The organism is Pseudomonas sp. LABIM340, assembly GCF_040017195.2.
In the GTDB taxonomy this organism is placed as follows: Bacteria; Pseudomonadota; Gammaproteobacteria; order Pseudomonadales; family Pseudomonadaceae; genus Pseudomonas.
Map to the genome: position 1 here is coordinate 5824672 of NZ_CM200227.1, position 16873 is coordinate 5841544.

Genomic DNA, 16873 nt, shown 5'->3' on the forward strand with positions numbered 1-16873 from the left:
AGGAGCGCTGGATGAAGATCAGCAGACAAGCCTACGCCGACATGTTCGGCCCCACCGTCGGCGACCGCGTGCGACTGGCCGATACCGGCCTGTGGATCGAGGTGGAGCAGGACTTCACCGTCTACGGCGAGGAAGTGAAGTTCGGCGGCGGCAAGGTCATCCGCGACGGTATGGGCCAGAGCCAGCTGTGCGCCGCGCAGGTGGTCGACACGGTGATCACCAACGCGCTGATCCTCGACCACTGGGGCATCGTCAAGGCCGACGTAGGCCTCAAGCATGGGCGCATCGCCGCCATCGGCAAGGCCGGCAACCCGGACATCCAGCCCGGCGTGACCATCGCCCTGGGCGCCAGCACCGAAGTGATCGCCGGCGAAGGCATGATCCTCACCGCCGGTGGCATCGACACGCACATCCACTTCATCTGCCCGCAGCAGATCGAAGAGGCGCTGATGAGCGGAGTCACCACCATGATCGGCGGCGGCACCGGCCCGGCCACCGGCACCAACGCCACCACCTGCACCTCCGGTCCGTGGCACATGGCGCGCATGCTCCAGGCCGCGGATGCCTTCCCGATGAACATCGGCTTCACCGGCAAGGGCAACGCCAGCCTGCCGCTGCCGCTGGAGGAACAGGTGCGTGCCGGCGCCATCGGCCTGAAGCTGCACGAGGACTGGGGCACCACCCCGGCGGCCATCGACAACTGCCTGACCGTGGCCGATCGCCTCGACGTGCAGGTGGCGATCCACACCGACACCCTCAACGAATCCGGCTTCGTCGAAACCACCCTCGCCGCGTTCAAGGGCCGCACCATCCACACCTACCACACCGAGGGCGCCGGTGGCGGCCACGCGCCGGACATCATCAAGGCCTGCGGCTTCGCCAACGTGCTGCCCAGCTCGACCAACCCCACCCGGCCCTTCACCCGCAACACTATCGACGAACACCTGGACATGCTCATGGTCTGCCATCACCTGGACCCGAGCATCGCCGAGGACGTGGCCTTCGCCGAATCGCGCATTCGCCGTGAGACCATTGCTGCCGAGGACATCCTCCACGACCTTGGCGCCTTCAGCATGATCAGCTCCGACAGCCAGGCCATGGGCCGCGTCGGCGAAGTGATCACGCGCACCTGGCAGACCGCCGACAAGATGAAAAAGCAGCGCGGCGCACTGGACGGCGACGGCGCGCGCAACGACAACTTCCGCGCCAAACGCTACATCACCAAGTACACCATCAACCCGGCAATCACCCATGGCGTGGCCCATGAAGTGGGCAGCATCGAAGTGGGCAAGCTGGCTGACCTGGTGCTCTGGCGCCCGGCCTTCTTCGGCGTGAAGCCAAGCCTGATCCTCAAGGGCGGAGCCATCGCCGCGAGCCTGATGGGCGACGCCAACGCCTCGATTCCGACGCCGCAGCCGGTGCACTACCGGCCGATGTTCGCGAGCTACGGCGGCAGCCGCCACGCCACCTGCCTGACCTTCATCAGCCAGGCCGCGTTCGACCTCGGCGTGCACCACGAACTGGGCCTGCGCAAGACCATCGGTGTGGTCAAGGGCTGCCGCAGCGTGCAGAAGACCGACCTGATCCACAACGCCTACCTGCCGCACATCGAGGTCGATGCGCAGAACTACCAGGTGCGTGCAGACGGGCAGTTGCTCTGGTGCGAACCGGCCGAGGTGCTGCCGATGGCGCAGCGGTACTTCCTCTTCTGAAGAACGCCCTTCCAGAGACGCGACGCATTGCCGGCTTCCGTTGCCGCGCGATGATGGCTACCCTGCGCTCCCCCTGGGAAAGAGTCCCGGGGGTTGTATCTCAGGAGAGTCATGTGAAGTTTTCCCGTATCGCCGCCACCCTGCTGGCCACCGCCGCCATCGCCGGCTGCACCGGCACCCCGATGAAGACCCAGAACTACAGCCCCGAGCAATACACCGTGATCGGTCACAGCGAGGGCAAGGCCACCGGCCTGATGCTGCTGGGCGTCATCCCGATCCAGCAGAACAACCGCTTCGTCCGCGCACAGGACGCCGCGATCAAGGCCAAGGGCGGCGACGCACTGATCAACACCCAGGTCCAGGAAAAATGGTTCTGGGCCTGGGTCCTGAACGGCTACACCACCACCGTTTCCGGTGACGTGGTCAAGCTGAAGAAATAAGGCCCTCTGCGCTTTTCCGGACCGGTGCGCAATGCCCGGTCCGGCTTCTGCCCTTGCCATAAATCAAGCTTTTCCCGATCCCCCACCCCGCCGTCCGCCGATTGAGATTCGTCTTATTCGGCTACCTGAACGCGCGCTGAACAATGTGCCCACTGATCCGCCAGAGCCCTTACCGGCCGCGGGTCCGGCGTGGCGCAAACGCTCGCGACCACGCCTCCCCAAAGTAACTTCCAGCGAAAGCAGGACCCCGATCCGGAACCCTCCGATCTCCCGCCAGGACAGGCTCACACAGGCGCTGGAAACCCGCCCCGCATCGCCCCACGGCGAGCGGTGCAAGGAGGTTTGCAATGCGCTTTACCAAGACCCTTCTGGCCTCGCACATCGCGTTGGCCATCGCCCTGGCGGGGCAGGCCGGCATGGCAGCCGCCGGCTGCTCAGGCAGCGGCGATACCTATACCTGCGATGTGACGCTGTATTACGGCAACCCCACGGGTTACAAGAATGTCGTGATCAACACCGGCACCACAATTGGCGCCACCAGCGGCACCGGCGGGCTGCGTGGTTTCGGCATCTACGGCAACAGCACCCGGCAAAGCATCGACACGCTGTCGATCACTACCGGCGGTATCTATGCCGATGCCATCCAGGCCAACAACGGCACCAACGTCTTCAATTTCGATAGCCTGACTATCAAGACCACCGGATTCTCCGCCGACGGTATCAACGTCACCGAGAACGCCTATAACTCATCCGTGACCGTTGGCGACGACGCGGTGATCAGCACATCCGGCATTGGCGTGCGCGCCAATACCTCGAAGAACGGTGGCACCAACAGCATCACCCTCGGTGACCGCGCACAGATCACCACCACCGGGGCCGGAGGCAACTCCTCCGACGGTAATGGCTACGCTGTGTATGCCGGCAACCGCAATACCGGTGCAGCGACCTTCACCGGGGATGCCACGGTCACCGTGGGTGATGACAGCGTGATCCGAACATCCGGCAGCGCGGCCCATGGCGTTTTCGCCAACCGCGGCGGCGAGATAACCCTGGGCAGCACCGATATCTCCACCAGCCACTCCGCCGCGTACGGCATCTATGTGCAAACCCTGGCAGCAGCCAGCGGTGATCGAGGCGGCCAGGTTCACTTGCTCGGTGACACGAAAGTCACCGTCACCGACGGCAACCGCGCCATGGCCGCCAACGGTGCGGACTCCAGCATCGTCTCGGAGAACGCCGCGATCTACATGCTCGACAGCAGCGCCGCAGTCGACCTCGCGAACCGCAAGGGCGTCGCGCTCTATGCCGAGAACCAGGGCAGGCTCGACCTGAAGATGGCCGCCGGCTCCTACCTCAACGGCACCACCAGTACCGCCACCGACGGGGTGATCGACCTGGCCATGGACGGAGCCGCCAGCCAGTGGTTCATGACCGGCAACTCCAACCTCACCAACCTCTCGCTGACCAATGGCGCGCAACTGATCTACGACCGCCACGACGAGCACGGCGAGTACGCCTACAAGACGCTGACGGTGGATGGCGACTTCACCGGCGGCGGCCACCTGCTGATGAACACCTACCTGGGTGACGACAGCTCCGAGACCGACAAGCTGGCCATCACCGGCAGCACCTCGGGCGAGACGCTGGTGACCGTCAACAACACCGGCGGCCCCGGCGCGCAGACCCTGGAAGGCATCCAGATGATCACCGTCGGCGGCACCTCCGCCGGCGAGTTCACCTCCAGCCGGGTGACCGAGGGCGGCTACGAGTACATGCTCCGCCGTGGTGGCAGCTTCGTCGGCTCCACCGGCGCGGACAGCGATTGGTACCTGACCTCCTACAAGCCGACCGAACCGGAACCGGAAGATCCGGGCCCGGAAGACCCCGGTCCTGTAGATCCAGGCCCTGAAGATCCCGGTCCCGTCGATCCCGGTCCTGAAGACCCGGGCCCCGTCGATCCGGGCCCTGAAGATCCCGGTCCCGTCGATCCAGGCCCGGAAGAGCCAGGTCCGATCGATCCGGGCCCGACCGATCCGGTGCCGGAGCAACCCGCGCCCAGCGACAAGGACCGCGTGCGCCAGCCCGAAGGCGGCAGCTACACCGCCAACCTCGCGGCAGCCAACACGATGTTCCTGCACCGCCTGCATGACCGCACCGGCAACCTGACCTACGTCGATCCGGACACCGGCAAGCAGGTCACCTCGATGCTCTGGATGCGCAACGTCGATGGCTCCAGCCGCTGGGAAGACAGCACCGGGCAGCTGAAGACCGAGTCCAACCGCTACGTGCTGCAACTGGGCAGCGACCTGTACCGCAAGCAGACCGACAACGGCGACTGGGTCGTCGGCGTGATGGCCGGCTACGCCAACGGCAACTCCACGACCAGGTCGCGCATCACCGGCTACCGCTCGCGCGGCGAGATCGACGGCTACAGCCTGGGCGTCTATGGCACCTGGTACGAGAACAAGGACGACGAGAATGGCGCCTATGTCGACAGCTGGGTCCTGTGGAATGACTTCGATGCTGAAGTGCGCGGCGAGCAACTGGCCAAGGAGAAGTACGACGCCAAGGGCATCACTGCCTCCATCGAAGCCGGCAAGACCTTCACCGTGGCGAAGACCGAAAGCGCCAGCTACTACGTGCAGCCCCAGGCACAGGTCGTCTACATGGGCGTGAAGGCCGACAGCCACCGCGAGGCCAATGGCACCAAGGTCACCGGCCAGGGCGACGGCAACATCATGACCCGGCTTGGTGCCCGCGCCGCCGTGCGCAGCAACAAGGAAGGCGGCTTCGCCAACACCTACGGTGTGGAGCCCTACGTGGAAACCAACTGGATCCACAACACCGACGACTTCGGCGCGAAGATGGGCAGCACAAAGTTCGAAATGGACGGCGCCAGCGACATCTTCGAAGTCAAACTCGGCGCCACCAGCAAGGTGAACAGCCGGGTCAACGTCTGGGGTGAAGTGGGCAAGCAGTTCGGCGACAACGGCTACCGCGACCAGGCGGTGACGCTGGGCCTGAAGGTCAACTTCTGACCCCGCCGTGAACCGGGCCGCCGCAGGCAACTGCGGCGGCCTTTTTCTGCGGACGATTCCCTGTACGGGCGCGGGCATGGCACGCCCCTGCAATGAGAGATCGGCGTTGAGCGGTTCGCGAGCAAGCTCGCTCCTGCAGGAGCAGCACGGCTCTGGCTTTGGTTCTGGCTGTGATGAGACTTCCAGGGAAACATCCGCACGCGCCGAACGCCCCGTCCAGGAGGCCTCGTTGAATTGGAGTTTCAGGGGTTGAGCGACATGGATGTCGCGAGAGCCACGATGGGCCAGGGATGGCCCGTCGTGGCGTGCCCCTGAAACTTCAATTCAACGAGGGAATTTTTCGCCTAGGCGAAAAACCGGATGTCCGGGGCAAGCCTTCTTGGTTACTTCTTCGGCGTTTGGAAGAAGTGACTCGCCCGAGGGGGCGAAACACGGAGTCCGCGCGCGCAGAAGCGGCGCTGGAACACCCAGGCCAACGCAACATATCTGCAACACCAGAAACGCCGGCCCTGCCGGCGGATCGCGGGCATGGCCCGCTCCTACAGGGAAACTCCTGCGCCCCTCCGAAACCCTGATACTTCGATCAACTATTCCCCATCGCCCCGGTCGTACAACCCGAACTGCTATGCTCTGCAGCTCGATGAAAAAGGTGGACCCGCGATGACGGCGATGACTTCGCAACCGAACGAACGCCCGGGCATCTCGCCCGCGCTGGCCGCGTTGCGCGCCGCCACCCATGAGCTGCATGCCGACCTCGACAATCGCTCCCCGCTCACTGCCGCACTGACCCAGGCCGACTACCTCGACCACGCTGCCCGCGTGCTGGGCTGGATGCGCCCGCTGGAACAAGCCCTCTGGCCACATTGGCCCGACGCCGAAGATGCACACCTGCGGCGCGGCAAGAGCCAATGGCTGGAAGCCGATCTGCAGGCCGGCTCGCAGCTCACCGCCAACTGGCCTGACTGCCCTGCTGCCCCGGTTGCGAACAACCTCGCCGAAGCCTTCGGCATCGCCTATGTGGCCGAAGGCGCAACCCTCGGCGGACGGGTGCTCTACAAGCGTCTCAAGGCCTCGCTCGAACCGCTGCCGCTGCACTGGCTGCAGGGCTACGGCGAACACACCGGCGAACGCTGGAGCGCCTTCCAGCGCCTGCTGGCCAAGCATGTCACCACGCCTGAAGAGATTGCCCACGCCCAGGCTGCCGCCGTACGCGCCTTCGCCTCGTTCCGCGACTGGGTGCTGGACACCGCACCGCGCCGGGCGGTCCCGGCATGAGCGAGCAGACGGTCACCCTCGCCAACTGCGAGGACGAGCCCATCCATGTGCCCGGCGCCATCCAGCCCCACGGCGCGCTGATCGCCCTCGACGAGCAGGGCCGCGTGCTCGGCTTCAGCGACAATCTCGGCACCCTGCTGGGCATCGCCCCGACGCTGGGCGAGCCACTGGCCGAGGCGGACGTCGGCCCCGGCGTGCTGGCGATGCTCGCCGAAGGGCTCAATGAAGAAGGCCCCTGGGTCAACAGCGTGGAAACGCGGATCAACCGGCGCTTCTTCGACGTGATCGGCCACAGCCACGACGGCGTGCGCTACCTGGAATTCGAGCGGCGCGCTGCCGGGACCGCGTCCTTCACCACCTTCGCCCTCAACGCCCAGCGCCTGGTCAGCCAGCTGCAGCTGCGCAACGACGTCGAGAGCCTGCTGGTCAGCGTCACCGAGGAAGTGCGGCGGATGACCGGCTACGACCGCGTCATGGCCTACCGCTTCAACGAGGACGACTCCGGCGAGGTGGTCGCCGAATCCCGCCGCGAGGACCTGGAAAGCTACCTCGGCCAGCGCTACCCGGCCTCGGACATTCCCGCCCAGGCGCGGCGCCTGTATCTGCAGAACCCGGTGCGGCTGATCGGCGATGCGGCCTACCAGCCGGTGGCCGTGCGCCCCACGCTGAACCCAGGCAGTGGCAAGCCGTTCGACCTGAGTTTCAGCACCCTGCGCAGCGTCTCACCGATCCATTGCGAGTACCTCGCCAACATGGGCGTGCGCGCGTCGATGAGCATTTCCATCGTGGTCGGCGGGCGCCTGTGGGGGCTGTTCTCCTGCCACCACATGAGCCCGAAGGTGGTGCCATACCCGATCCGCATGTCGTTCCAGGTGTTTTCCCAGGTGTGCAGCGCCATGGTCGAACGCCTGGAGCAGAGCCGCGTCAGCGAACTCCTGCGCCAGGCCTCCGAGCGTCAGCAGGCGCTACTGCGCCGCACCCGCGACTCCGACGACCTGCTCAGCGCGCTGTCGCGCCCCGGCGCCAGCATCGCCGACCTGCTGCCGTGCGACGGCGCGGTGGTGATGCTCGGCGGGCGCGCCAGCAGCATCGGTGGCGACTTCGAGGATCTGGCGGTGGCCATGGTCGCCCAGTTGCAGCAGGACGAGGAGCTGGACCTGTTCCACAGCGACCAGCGCCTGGCACTGCCCGACGGCCCGCACGACCCGCGCTACTGCGGCGTCATGGCGATCCGTTTCCATCGCCAGGAATCGGGCTGGATCGTCTGGTTGCGCCTGGAGCAGGTACACCGCATCCGCTGGGGCGGCAAGCCGGAGAAGATCGTCAAGACCGGCCCCTCCGGCGCGCGTCTGACCCCGCGTGGCTCCTTTGAAGCCTGGGAGGAAGTGGTGCGCGGGCGCTCGATGCCCTGGACCGGCATCGACCTCTCCATCGCCGAGAAACTGCGCACCGAGCTGGTCGAGCTGTGCCTGAATCGCGCCGGCGAAATCGACCGCATGCGCCAGCGCCTGATCGCCGTGCTCGGCCACGATCTGCGCAACCCGTTGCAATCGATCTCCATGGCGGCGGCGATGCTCTCCTCCAGCGACGTGCGCAACGCCGAACTGCGCCAGCACATCACCTACTCCAGCAGCCGCATGGAACGCCTGATCAGCCAGATCCTGGAGATGAGCCGGTTGCAGAGCGGTGCAGGAATGACCGTGAAGCCGATGGCCGCCGACCTCTCGCGGCTGGTGCGCGATATCGTCCAGGAAACCGACGTGGCCTATCCGGGCCTGTCCATCGAAACCGCCATCGAGGATGGCGTGCAGGCGCAGGTCGACCCGGACCGCTACCTGCAGGTGGTCGCCAACCTGCTGAGCAACGCCCGCCACCATGGCCGCCCCGGCCGCCCGGTGCTGGTGGAGCTGCGCCGTCAGGGTGAACTGGCGCGGCTGAGTATCCTCAACGAAGCCGAAGCGCTGGACGAGGCGCGCATCGCCAACCTCTTCGAGCCGTTCAAGCAGGACACCGGCGGCCATGGCCGCAACAAGAGCGGGCTGGGCATCGGCCTGTACATCTCCCAGGCCATCGTCAGCGCCCACGGCGGCCGCATCGAGGTGGAGCAGGCCGACGGCATCATCACCTTCAGCGTGCTGGTGCCGCTGAAGCCCTGACCCCGCGTGCCGATAACTCCCCACGAAAAACGGCGCCCCATGGGCGCCGTTTTCATGTCGAGCGAAAGCCTCTCAACGCAACTGGCTGTCCTTGCTGCCACGGCGGTTGTAGCCGGCGTAGCTGGCCTGCTCCTTGTCGTGCTCGGCCTGGCACTTCACGCACAGGCGTACGCCGGGGATAGCCTTGCGCCGCGCCTCGGGGATAGGCGCATCGCACTCCTCGCAATGGGTCAGGCTCTCGCCCTTGGGCATCTGGTTGCGCGCCCGTGCGATGGCATCCTCGATGGTGCTGTCGATCTGCTCCTGAACCGCTCCGTCGTTTGCCCAGCCGCTGGCCATGGCGACCTCCCGTGGAATAGTCGTGTCTTCTGAAGATATGCAGGGCGGCGGCAGTGATTGCAAGGGCGATGGCGCAGGAAGCGACGAGTGCGTCGCCGCGGAACCAGATACGTCTGATGGTCCGCACCGGCATGCCTGCCGAGAATCGGGAGACCTCTGACTATCGGAACCCCGCCATGCGCCAAGCCTGCACCCTGATCGCCAGCCTCCTGCTCGCCGGCCTGTTGCCGCGCGCCGCCAACGCCGACGCCGTGGATGCCGGCCTGCGCGACATGGAGCGCTACCTGCTGCTGTACAGCGCCACCGGCGACGATCGTTTCCTCACGCGGCTGGATGGCCTCGGGCCGAGCTTCGAGCAGCAGCTGTCCCAGCAGAAGAATGCGGCCAACCTGAAGGACCTCTGGCAGCTCTATCAGCAGACCCTGGAACAGGTGCGCGCGGCATACTCGCAGAAGGACGTGGACCTGCAGAATGCAGTGGCGCAGACGCGGGAAGTGGCCGGGCTGTTCGACACCTTCATCCTCGCGCGGGAGCCGGCACCACAGGGGCTTGAAGACGAGTTGCGCGAGCTGGCGCTGCTGGAGGCGCGACGGGCCAACGGACGTTTGCTGGGGGAGGAAAGCGAGAAGGATGCGACACGCATCGGGGAACTGCAGGAACTGATCGGCGAACGTCTGGCGGCGCTACCCGCCGGTGCCAGCCGGGACTCCCTGCTCTCGCGCTGGAGCTACCTGCGCAAGGCGGAGAAACCCGAGGGCACTCTGCTCTATCCCTTCAACGCCCAGGTCGAATACCTGCTGGCGCATCTGCCGCGTCGCTGAGCGGCACAGGACAGAACAGAAAAGGACAGGCGGTCCTACTCTTTGACTTCCATGTATTCGCGCGCCCAGATCTGGTACTCCTCGGGCAGCGTGTACTTCTTAGCCAGCTCCGAAGCGGTCAGGTCGGAGGCATGCACGCCGCGCTGCTCGCGCAGGCAGTCGTAGGTGGCCTTGATCGCCGCGAAGTAGGCGGCATGACCGTCGACCACGATGCGCACGCCCAGCTCGGCCAGGCGCGCGTCGTCGCGCAGCTCGGGGTTGCCGTAGGACACCAGCATCAGCGGCACGGACAGGTGGCGGGAGATGGCTTCCAGGTGGTCGAAATCGCGGATGCCGACCATGCAGATGCCGTCGGCGCCGGCAGCCTGGTAGGCCAGGGTGCGGCGGATCACGTCATCCACTTCCAGCACTTCGGCGTTGGTGCGGGCGATGATCGCCATTTCCGAGTCGATGCGCGCTTCCAGTGCCGCGCGAATCTTGCCGACGCCTTCCTCGACCGGGATCAGGTCGGTGGACTTGCGGCCGAATTGCGCGGGCAGCAGGGTGTCCTCGATGGTCAGCGCGGCCACGCCGGCGCGTTCCAGCTCGACAATGGTGCGCATGGTGTTCAGCGCGTTGCCGTAGCCGTGGTCGGCGTCGGCGATCACCGGCAGGCGGGCGACACGACCGATGCGGGTGGCCTGCTCGGTGAATTCGCTCAGGGTGATCAGCGCGAAGTCAGGCGCCGCCAAAACTTGTAGTGAAGCTACAGAACCGCCCAGGATGCCCACTTCGAATCCCAGGTCGCCGGCGATGCGCGCGGACATTGGGTCGAACACCGAAGCGGTGTGATAGCAGGCTGAAGAATTCAGTAAGGCGCGGAAATCCTTGCGCAATTCGTGGAAGGAGGCTCTGTGCATGGTGGGATCCAACTGCTTGTACGGGGTGGGAGAACGGAAATCAGATAGTGGAGAACTCTTGTAGGAAAACTACAGGAACACAATGTAGCAAAACTACAAGCTACTCCCCAAGCCCTCTTTGCCACCATAGTCTTCCGACGGATACCCTGAATTTCACCGAACACTCGCGTACACTGCGCGGCCGTTTTTTCTCCGGACACCTCCGCATCATGTTCCCGACCACTGCGGCCCGCGCCCTGGGCATCGACTTCGGCACCTCCAACTCCACCGTCGGCTGGTGGCGTCCGGACAGCGAACCGCTGATCGCCCTGGAGGACGACAAGATCACCCTGCCCTCGGTGATCTTCTTCAACGTCGAGGAACGCCGTCCGGTATACGGCCGCCTGGCCCTGCACGAGTATCTGGAAGGCTACGAAGGCCGCCTGATGCGTTCGCTGAAAAGCCTGCTGGGCTCCTCGCTGCTGAAAAGCGAGACCACCGTGCTGGGCAGCGCCATGCCGTTCAAGGACCTGCTGGGGCTGTTCATCGGCGAGCTGAAGAAGCGCGCCGAGAACGTCGCCGGGCGCGAGTTCGACTCCGTGGTGCTGGGCCGTCCGGTGTTCTTCGTCGACGACGATCCCAAGGCCGACCAGGAAGCCCAGGACACCCTGGTGGCCGTGGCGCAGAAGCTCGGCTTCAAGGACGTGTCCTTCCAGTACGAACCGCTCGCCGCGGCCTTCGACTACGAGCGCAGCATCGAGCGTGAAGAACTGGTGCTGATCGTCGACATCGGCGGCGGCACTTCCGACTTCTCGCTGGTACGCCTGTCGCCGGAGCGCCGCGAAGTGGCCGACCGCCAGAGCGATATCCTCGCCACCGGCGGCGTGCACATCGGCGGTACCGACTTCGACAAGCAGCTGAGCATCCAGGGCGTGATGCCGCTGTTCGGCTACGGCAGCAAGATGAAGAGCGACGCCTTCATGCCGACCAGCTACCACCTCAACCTCGCCACCTGGCACACCATCAACGCGGTTTACGCGCAGAAGTCCCAGCTGGCGCTGCAGAATATGCGCTACGACATCGTCGACGCCACCGGCATCGACCGCCTGTTCAAGCTCATCGAGCAGCGCGCCGGCCACTGGCTGGCGATGCAGGTGGAAGCCAGCAAGATCGAGCTGTCTGACGCCGAGCGCCGCGATATCGACCTGACACGCGTCGAAGCGGGGCTTATCGCCGAGCTGAGCCGCGAGCTGTTCGAGGGCGCCATCGGCCCGCTGCTGGAGCGCGTGCGGGGCAGCATCACTGAACTGCTCAATTCCGCCGACGTGGACCCGGCGCGAGTCGATACCGTGTTCTTCACCGGTGGCTCCTCCGGCGTGCCGGCCCTGCGCCAGAGCGTGGCGGCGATGCTGCCCAACGCCCATCACGTCGACGGCGACCGTTTCGGCGGCATCGGCAACGGCCTGGCCATCGAGGCGATGAAGCGCTACGGCTGAGCAGCCGCTCACTGACGGACATGCCGCCATGCGCTAGTGTGGCGGCAATACCCCTCGCGCCCGGAGTCCGCCATGCGCCCCTTCCAACTGACCAGCCTGCTGCTCCTGTCCGCCGCTCTCTCCGCCTGCGGCCTGGGCGAGACCGCCGCCACCGCAGCCACCACCGCCAACCTGCAGGCCCAGCAGGCGCAACAGGCCCAGCAGCAGATGCAGCAACTCAAGCAGCAGATCGACGCGGCCAACGTGCAGAGCCAGCAACGCCTGGATGACGCTGTGAAAGAGGCGCAGTAACCCCCCTGCCCCACAGATTTCTTGAACGCCGGATCATGGCCTAGGCTCCAAGTTGAGCGAGTGAGTTGCTCAACCAAGGAGAACACCATGTACAAGCGATCACTGCTGGCGCTGTTGGTCCTGGCCTCGGTGGCGGGCTGCGCTTCCACCAAGGTGCAGAACCCGGTCAACTACATCACCTTCCGCGACCAGCCGCTGGTGCGCAATGTCGAGAAGGGGATGAGCCAGGAAGAAGTCCTGAAGATCGGCGGCACCCCGTCGGCGACCCAGAAGCGCCTGATGAAGCCGGGCAGCTGCAACAGCTACATCCTCAGCAAGGACGGGCAGCAACAGCCCTTCTACGTGAGCTTCGACGGCAGTGGCCGGGTGGACGGGTCGGGCTTCATGACCTGCTCCGAGCTGGATCGCCACGAGCGTGATTACCAGCCGTGACGGCTTCCTCCCCGTGACGACAAGGCCCCCGCCCAACGGCGGGGGCCTTTTCATTCGGACCATCGCCACAGTCGCGGACGCCGGGGATATTCCCGCCACACGGTGGCCGTCTATCATCCCAGCAGCCATCTCAGGAGCCGCCCATGAAATACCGCATCATCGAACTGCCCGCCTTCGAAGTGGTGGGCATGGATTACCAGGGCAGCGCGCCGGGCGACAGCATCGGCCAGCTGTGGCAGCGCTTCCTGCCGCGCGAGCAGGAAGTCGCGGCCAGCGCGACGGACAAGACCGCCTATGGCGTATGCACTCAACTGCCGGGCGGTGAGTTCCACTACATCGCCGGCCTGCCGGTGGATGCCGGCGCGGCCGTGCCCGAGGGGATGATGAGCTTCGAGGTGCCTGCGCAGAAGTACGCGGTGTTCACCCATATCGGCCCGGTCAGCGCCATCGCCGACAGCTTCCAGGCCATCTATTCCAGCCTGCTGGCCCGCCATGGGCTGGAGCCGAGGAAAGGCGTGGACCTGGAGCGCTACACTGAACGCTTCCTCGGCCCGCAGGACCCGGCCTCGGAAACCGATCTGTACGTGCCCATCTATTAAGTTGACGCCACCTGTAGGAGCGCGCCATGCGCGCGATCGCGGGCATGGCCCGCTCCTACAGTGAGCCATTAGGGCGCATAACGCCTAAGGCGTTATCCGCCTGAACGGCGGATAACCCGTGCCGGGTTATCCGCCCTACGCACTGGCGTCACCGGCAGGTGCTCATTTGCCCTTCGTGGGCGCTTTCGCCGGCTGCTTCATCTGCTCCAGCAGCGCGGCGCACTGGTTGTCGTCCTGCTTGCTCGGAGCAATCAGCGCCAGCAGCGCTGCCGCCGGGGCCACGGCCACGCCCAGGGCGACCATCCCCGCCCCGCGCGCCGCCAGCGGCAATACATGCACACCCGCCTTCGGGTTCTTGAAAGTACCCTGCACATAGAGCGGCGAGCGCAGGGAGAAGATGCGTACGCCCTTGCTCTGCGGGGTGATGTCCAGGTCCAGCTGCTCGGTGGCGAAGTTGGCCGTGCCGTCCACCGTGATGATCGCGTTCTCGGTATCGAAGGCGAACACCCGCGGCTTGGCCAGACCGTTGGCGATCCCCACGTCGGCAGCGGCGCAGTTGATCTTCACTTCGTCATCGCCGAACAGTTTGTTCACCACGTAGTTGCCCACGTTGAGCCCGGCGATCTCCATCAGGCTGCGGCTGATGCGCCCGTCGTTGATCAGCAGCTTCATCTCGCCGTTGGCGCCGGCGAGGATAGTTGCCACCGAATTGCCGGTGCCGCTGATGGCTGCGTCGCCGTTCAGCTCGCCGAAGCTGGACTGCATCGGCGCGAAGCTGGGGAACAGCTCCTTGAGCTTGAAGTTGCGCGCCTGCAGCTGGACCTTGCTCTGCAGCGGCGTCTTGCCGCCGTCCAGGCGGATGTGCGACTCCAGGGTGCCGCCGGCCACGCCGAAGCGCAGCGGTTCCAGGGTCAGCAGGCCGTCGTTGAGCACCAGGTGGGTGTAGAGGTCGCTGATCGGCAGCTTGTCGCTGTGCACGATGCGCTTGCCGGTGAATTCCACGTCGGCGTCCATGGCGCGCCAGCGGTCGGTGCGGAACTCTTCCACCGGCAGCACCTTGTCCGCCGGCTGGCGGGTGCTCTGGCCACGCGCCTGCTTCTCCTTGTTGGAGTCGGCGCCGATCAGCGGACCGAGGTCGGCCATGCGCAACTGGTCCGAGCGCAACTTGCCGGAGAGCTTGGGCCGCGGCTGGCGATTGACGAACACCAGGTCGCCATGCAGATCGCTGTCGCCGACCTTGCCGTTGAAGTTCTCGTAGTGGAACTGCGCGCCGGCCGAATCGTGCAGCTCGGCTTTCAGGCGGCCGTCGGTCTCGTAGGCCGGGGTATCGGGCAGGGTCACGCCGGTGAGCGGGAAGAGGTTGGCCATGCTGGTGCCGGCCAGTTTCAGGCGCAGGTCCAGCGCGCCGAGGTTCAGCGGGTCGACCAGCGTGCCGACGATGCTCGCGCGGGTGCTGCCGGCGGAGACGTCGGCCTGCACCGGGAAGGGCTTGGCCGCATCCTGCAGGGCGAGCATGCCGCCGACCTTGCCCGAGCCGTTGAGCGGCAGGCCCTTGTACTGGCCCTTGAGCTTCCAGCCGAACACGTAGTCCTGGGTCTCGGCCTTGTCGCCGCCAGCCAGCGCCTTGCCCGCCAGTTCGCCGAACGGCACCGGCTTGCCGAGCGGGTCCACCAGCAATTCCAGGCGAGTCTTCAGGCGCTGGTCATCGAGGGTGACGCTGCCCTTGTCGAAGCCGATCTCGCCGATATCCAGCTTCCACGCCGACTGCTCGGGCGGGGCGTTGGGGTCTTCTTCCTTTTTCGGCAGCTCGAAGGTCCAGGTCGCCCGCCCATCCGCGAGCCGCAGCAGATCGGCGCTGGGGCGGGTGAGGACGATCTGCGGGATGTTCACCGTCTGCCACAGCAGCGGCAGCGGGGCGAGGCGGAACTCGACCTTCTCCAGGCTGGCGAAGTTGGGTGAGCGCGTCTTGCCCGCCGCCCACTCGGGATTACCCAGGGTGATGTCGGCGGCGCTGAAATGCGGCCACGGCACATAGGCACGCCAGCCGCCCTCTTCCGGCTCGGTGCGCCAGAACACCAGCAGGTCGCCATTGATGGCGAAGGGGCGCCCCAGCTCGGCCGAGACCTTTTCGTTGATGGTCGGCTTCACCCGGTTCCAGTCGAAGGTGGCGATGAACACCACCAGCGCGGCGATCACCGCGATGAAACCCGTGAAGCTCCAGAGGCAGATTCGTTTCCCGCGCGTCATACCTGAACTCCCTGCTTGCCGCGTCGGTGGAAGCAGCGACGTCCCCACGCCGCTGCCGGTCATCATCGGCCGCCTGAGCATGCCGGGCCGGCATTCTCCCTTGGCCTGTCGTCTTGGACCAGCATAGCGAGGTGATGGCTCCCGCAATCTGCGCGGCAATTGTGCGCCACGGCGTTGCCGGGCAAAAAAACCAAACTTTCAAGGCGGCCCGCGACTCACACCCTTGAGACCCGAACCCGGCCGCGCGCCACCGCAGCGCCGGCCCGCCACAAGGCCCGCCGTAAGGAGACAGCTGATGAACCAGGCACAACTGACCGACGTCCAGACCCTGCGCCAGAGGGCGCGCCAGAACATCGAGGACGGCGCGGTGACCGAGGGCTACCATGCCGACCGCAAGACCGTGCTGCGTCTGCTCAATGAGTCGCTGGCCACCGAACTGGTCTGTTACCTGCGCTACAAGCGCCACTACTTCATGGCCACCGGGCTGAAGGCCAGCGTGGCTGCCGCCGAATTCCTCGAGCACGCCACCCAGGAGCTGCAGCACGCCGACCAGCTGGCCGAGCGCATCATGCAGCTGGGCGGCGAGCCGGACTTCAACCCCCAAGGGCTGACCGAACGCTCCCACGCCGAATACGTGGCCGGCGCCAACCTGCGCGAGATGATCACCGAGAACCTGGTCGCCGAACGCATCGCCATCGACAGCTACCGCGAGATCGTCGTCTACCTGGGCGACGACGACCCGACCTCGCGCCGCCTGTTCGAGGAAATCCTCGCCCAGGAGGAAGAGCACGCCGACGACATGGCCGACCTCCTGCAGGACCTCAAGTAACCCCTCTCCATCGCCCTCATCGATGCCCGGCTCCGGCCGGGCTTCGTGCTTGTGCGCCCTGTCATTCGGCGAAAACCCGCATCCCAGAGCCGTCGAGCCAAACCTGACTTGCAAATACATCGAACAATCAGATACTACCAATCACGCCGATATCGCCCATCGAAGGCGTTGATAGAAGTCAATTTTCAAAACCAACTATCTGATTTTAAAGACACTATTCAACAATCATCGACATCGATAGCGACTATCTCCCAGCATCGTTTTCCAATCGATAATCCAGAACAGATACTGAGTCCGTGTCCAACGAACTCCCCCACTCT

General features: G+C 65.5%; 14 protein-coding genes. 11 read left to right on the plus strand and 3 right to left on the minus strand.

The genetic code is table 11. The features are described 5' to 3' along the window. Window positions 1–11: 11 nt before the first annotated feature. The 5 genes from ureC (at window position 12) to ABKS89_RS26910 (ending at window position 8621) form a co-directional block, all read left to right on the plus strand. On the plus strand, window positions 12–1712 hold the full coding sequence (gene ureC / locus ABKS89_RS26890) for an urease subunit alpha (protein WP_348588290.1): 1701 nt from the start codon (window positions 12–14) through the stop codon (window positions 1710–1712). 113 nt (window positions 1713–1825) lie between these two features. Then, window positions 1826–2152 carry a hypothetical protein gene (locus ABKS89_RS26895; RefSeq protein WP_138214093.1) on the plus strand — a complete coding sequence of 109 codons (327 nt, stop codon included), beginning with the start codon at window positions 1826–1828 and terminating at the stop codon, window positions 2150–2152. Window positions 2153–2499: 347 nt separating this feature from the next. After that, entirely contained in the window at window positions 2500–5190 is a 2691-nt protein-coding gene (locus ABKS89_RS26900) for an autotransporter outer membrane beta-barrel domain-containing protein (protein ID WP_348588291.1), read from the plus strand. Between the two features lie 669 nt (window positions 5191–5859). Next, a complete protein-coding gene (locus tag ABKS89_RS26905; RefSeq protein ID WP_348588292.1) occupies window positions 5860–6465 on the plus strand; it encodes a biliverdin-producing heme oxygenase in 606 nt (201 codons plus the stop codon). Then, entirely contained in the window at window positions 6462–8621 is a 2160-nt protein-coding gene (locus ABKS89_RS26910) for a GAF domain-containing protein (protein ID WP_348588294.1), read from the plus strand. Before ABKS89_RS26905 ends, ABKS89_RS26910 begins: the two co-directional genes overlap by 4 nt. Window positions 8622–8693: 72 nt before the next feature. Here the strand turns inward: ABKS89_RS26910 and ABKS89_RS26915 are convergent, their stop codons facing one another. Further along, window positions 8694–8960, minus strand: a complete 267-nt coding sequence (locus ABKS89_RS26915) for a DksA/TraR family C4-type zinc finger protein (RefSeq protein WP_348588295.1) — start codon at window positions 8958–8960, stop codon at window positions 8694–8696. Window positions 8961–9136: 176 nt separating this feature from the next. On the opposite strand from ABKS89_RS26915, the gene ABKS89_RS26920 reads away from it, so the two are divergent. Continuing rightward, window positions 9137–9781: a hypothetical protein gene (locus tag ABKS89_RS26920; protein ID WP_138214089.1), complete on the plus strand. Its 645-nt coding sequence runs from the start codon at window positions 9137–9139 to the stop codon at window positions 9779–9781. A 35-nt stretch (window positions 9782–9816) separates the two neighbouring features. Here ABKS89_RS26920 and ABKS89_RS26925 read toward each other — a convergent pair whose 3' ends face one another. Then, window positions 9817–10680: an oxaloacetate decarboxylase gene (locus ABKS89_RS26925; RefSeq protein WP_017518216.1), complete on the minus strand. Its 864-nt coding sequence runs from the start codon at window positions 10678–10680 to the stop codon at window positions 9817–9819. A gap of 209 nt (window positions 10681–10889) precedes the next feature. On the opposite strand from ABKS89_RS26925, the gene ABKS89_RS26930 reads away from it, so the two are divergent. From ABKS89_RS26930 to ABKS89_RS26945, 4 genes are all read left to right on the plus strand, one after another. Next, window positions 10890–12155 carry an Hsp70 family protein gene (locus ABKS89_RS26930; protein ID WP_348588296.1) on the plus strand — a complete coding sequence of 422 codons (1266 nt, stop codon included), beginning with the start codon at window positions 10890–10892 and terminating at the stop codon, window positions 12153–12155. A 72-nt stretch (window positions 12156–12227) separates the two neighbouring features. Continuing rightward, complete coding sequence (locus ABKS89_RS26935; protein ID WP_348588297.1) at window positions 12228–12446, plus strand: hypothetical protein; 219 nt, start codon at window positions 12228–12230, stop codon at window positions 12444–12446. Between the two features lie 87 nt (window positions 12447–12533). After that, a complete protein-coding gene (gene osmE / locus ABKS89_RS26940; RefSeq protein ID WP_138214086.1) occupies window positions 12534–12878 on the plus strand; it encodes an osmotically-inducible lipoprotein OsmE in 345 nt (114 codons plus the stop codon). Between the two features lie 143 nt (window positions 12879–13021). Then, entirely contained in the window at window positions 13022–13477 is a 456-nt protein-coding gene (locus tag ABKS89_RS26945; protein WP_348588298.1) for a GyrI-like domain-containing protein, read from the plus strand. A 162-nt stretch (window positions 13478–13639) separates the two neighbouring features. Here ABKS89_RS26945 and ABKS89_RS26950 read toward each other — a convergent pair whose 3' ends face one another. Further along, on the minus strand, window positions 13640–15724 hold the full coding sequence (locus ABKS89_RS26950; RefSeq protein ID WP_348588299.1) for an AsmA family protein: 2085 nt from the start codon (window positions 15722–15724) through the stop codon (window positions 13640–13642). A gap of 295 nt (window positions 15725–16019) precedes the next feature. On the opposite strand from ABKS89_RS26950, the gene ABKS89_RS26955 reads away from it, so the two are divergent. Beyond that, the gene (locus ABKS89_RS26955; RefSeq protein WP_138214083.1) at window positions 16020–16553 is read left to right on the plus strand and encodes a ferritin-like domain-containing protein; all 534 of its coding nucleotides are present in this window, start codon (window positions 16020–16022) and stop codon (window positions 16551–16553) included. Window positions 16554–16873: the final 320 nt, after the last annotated feature.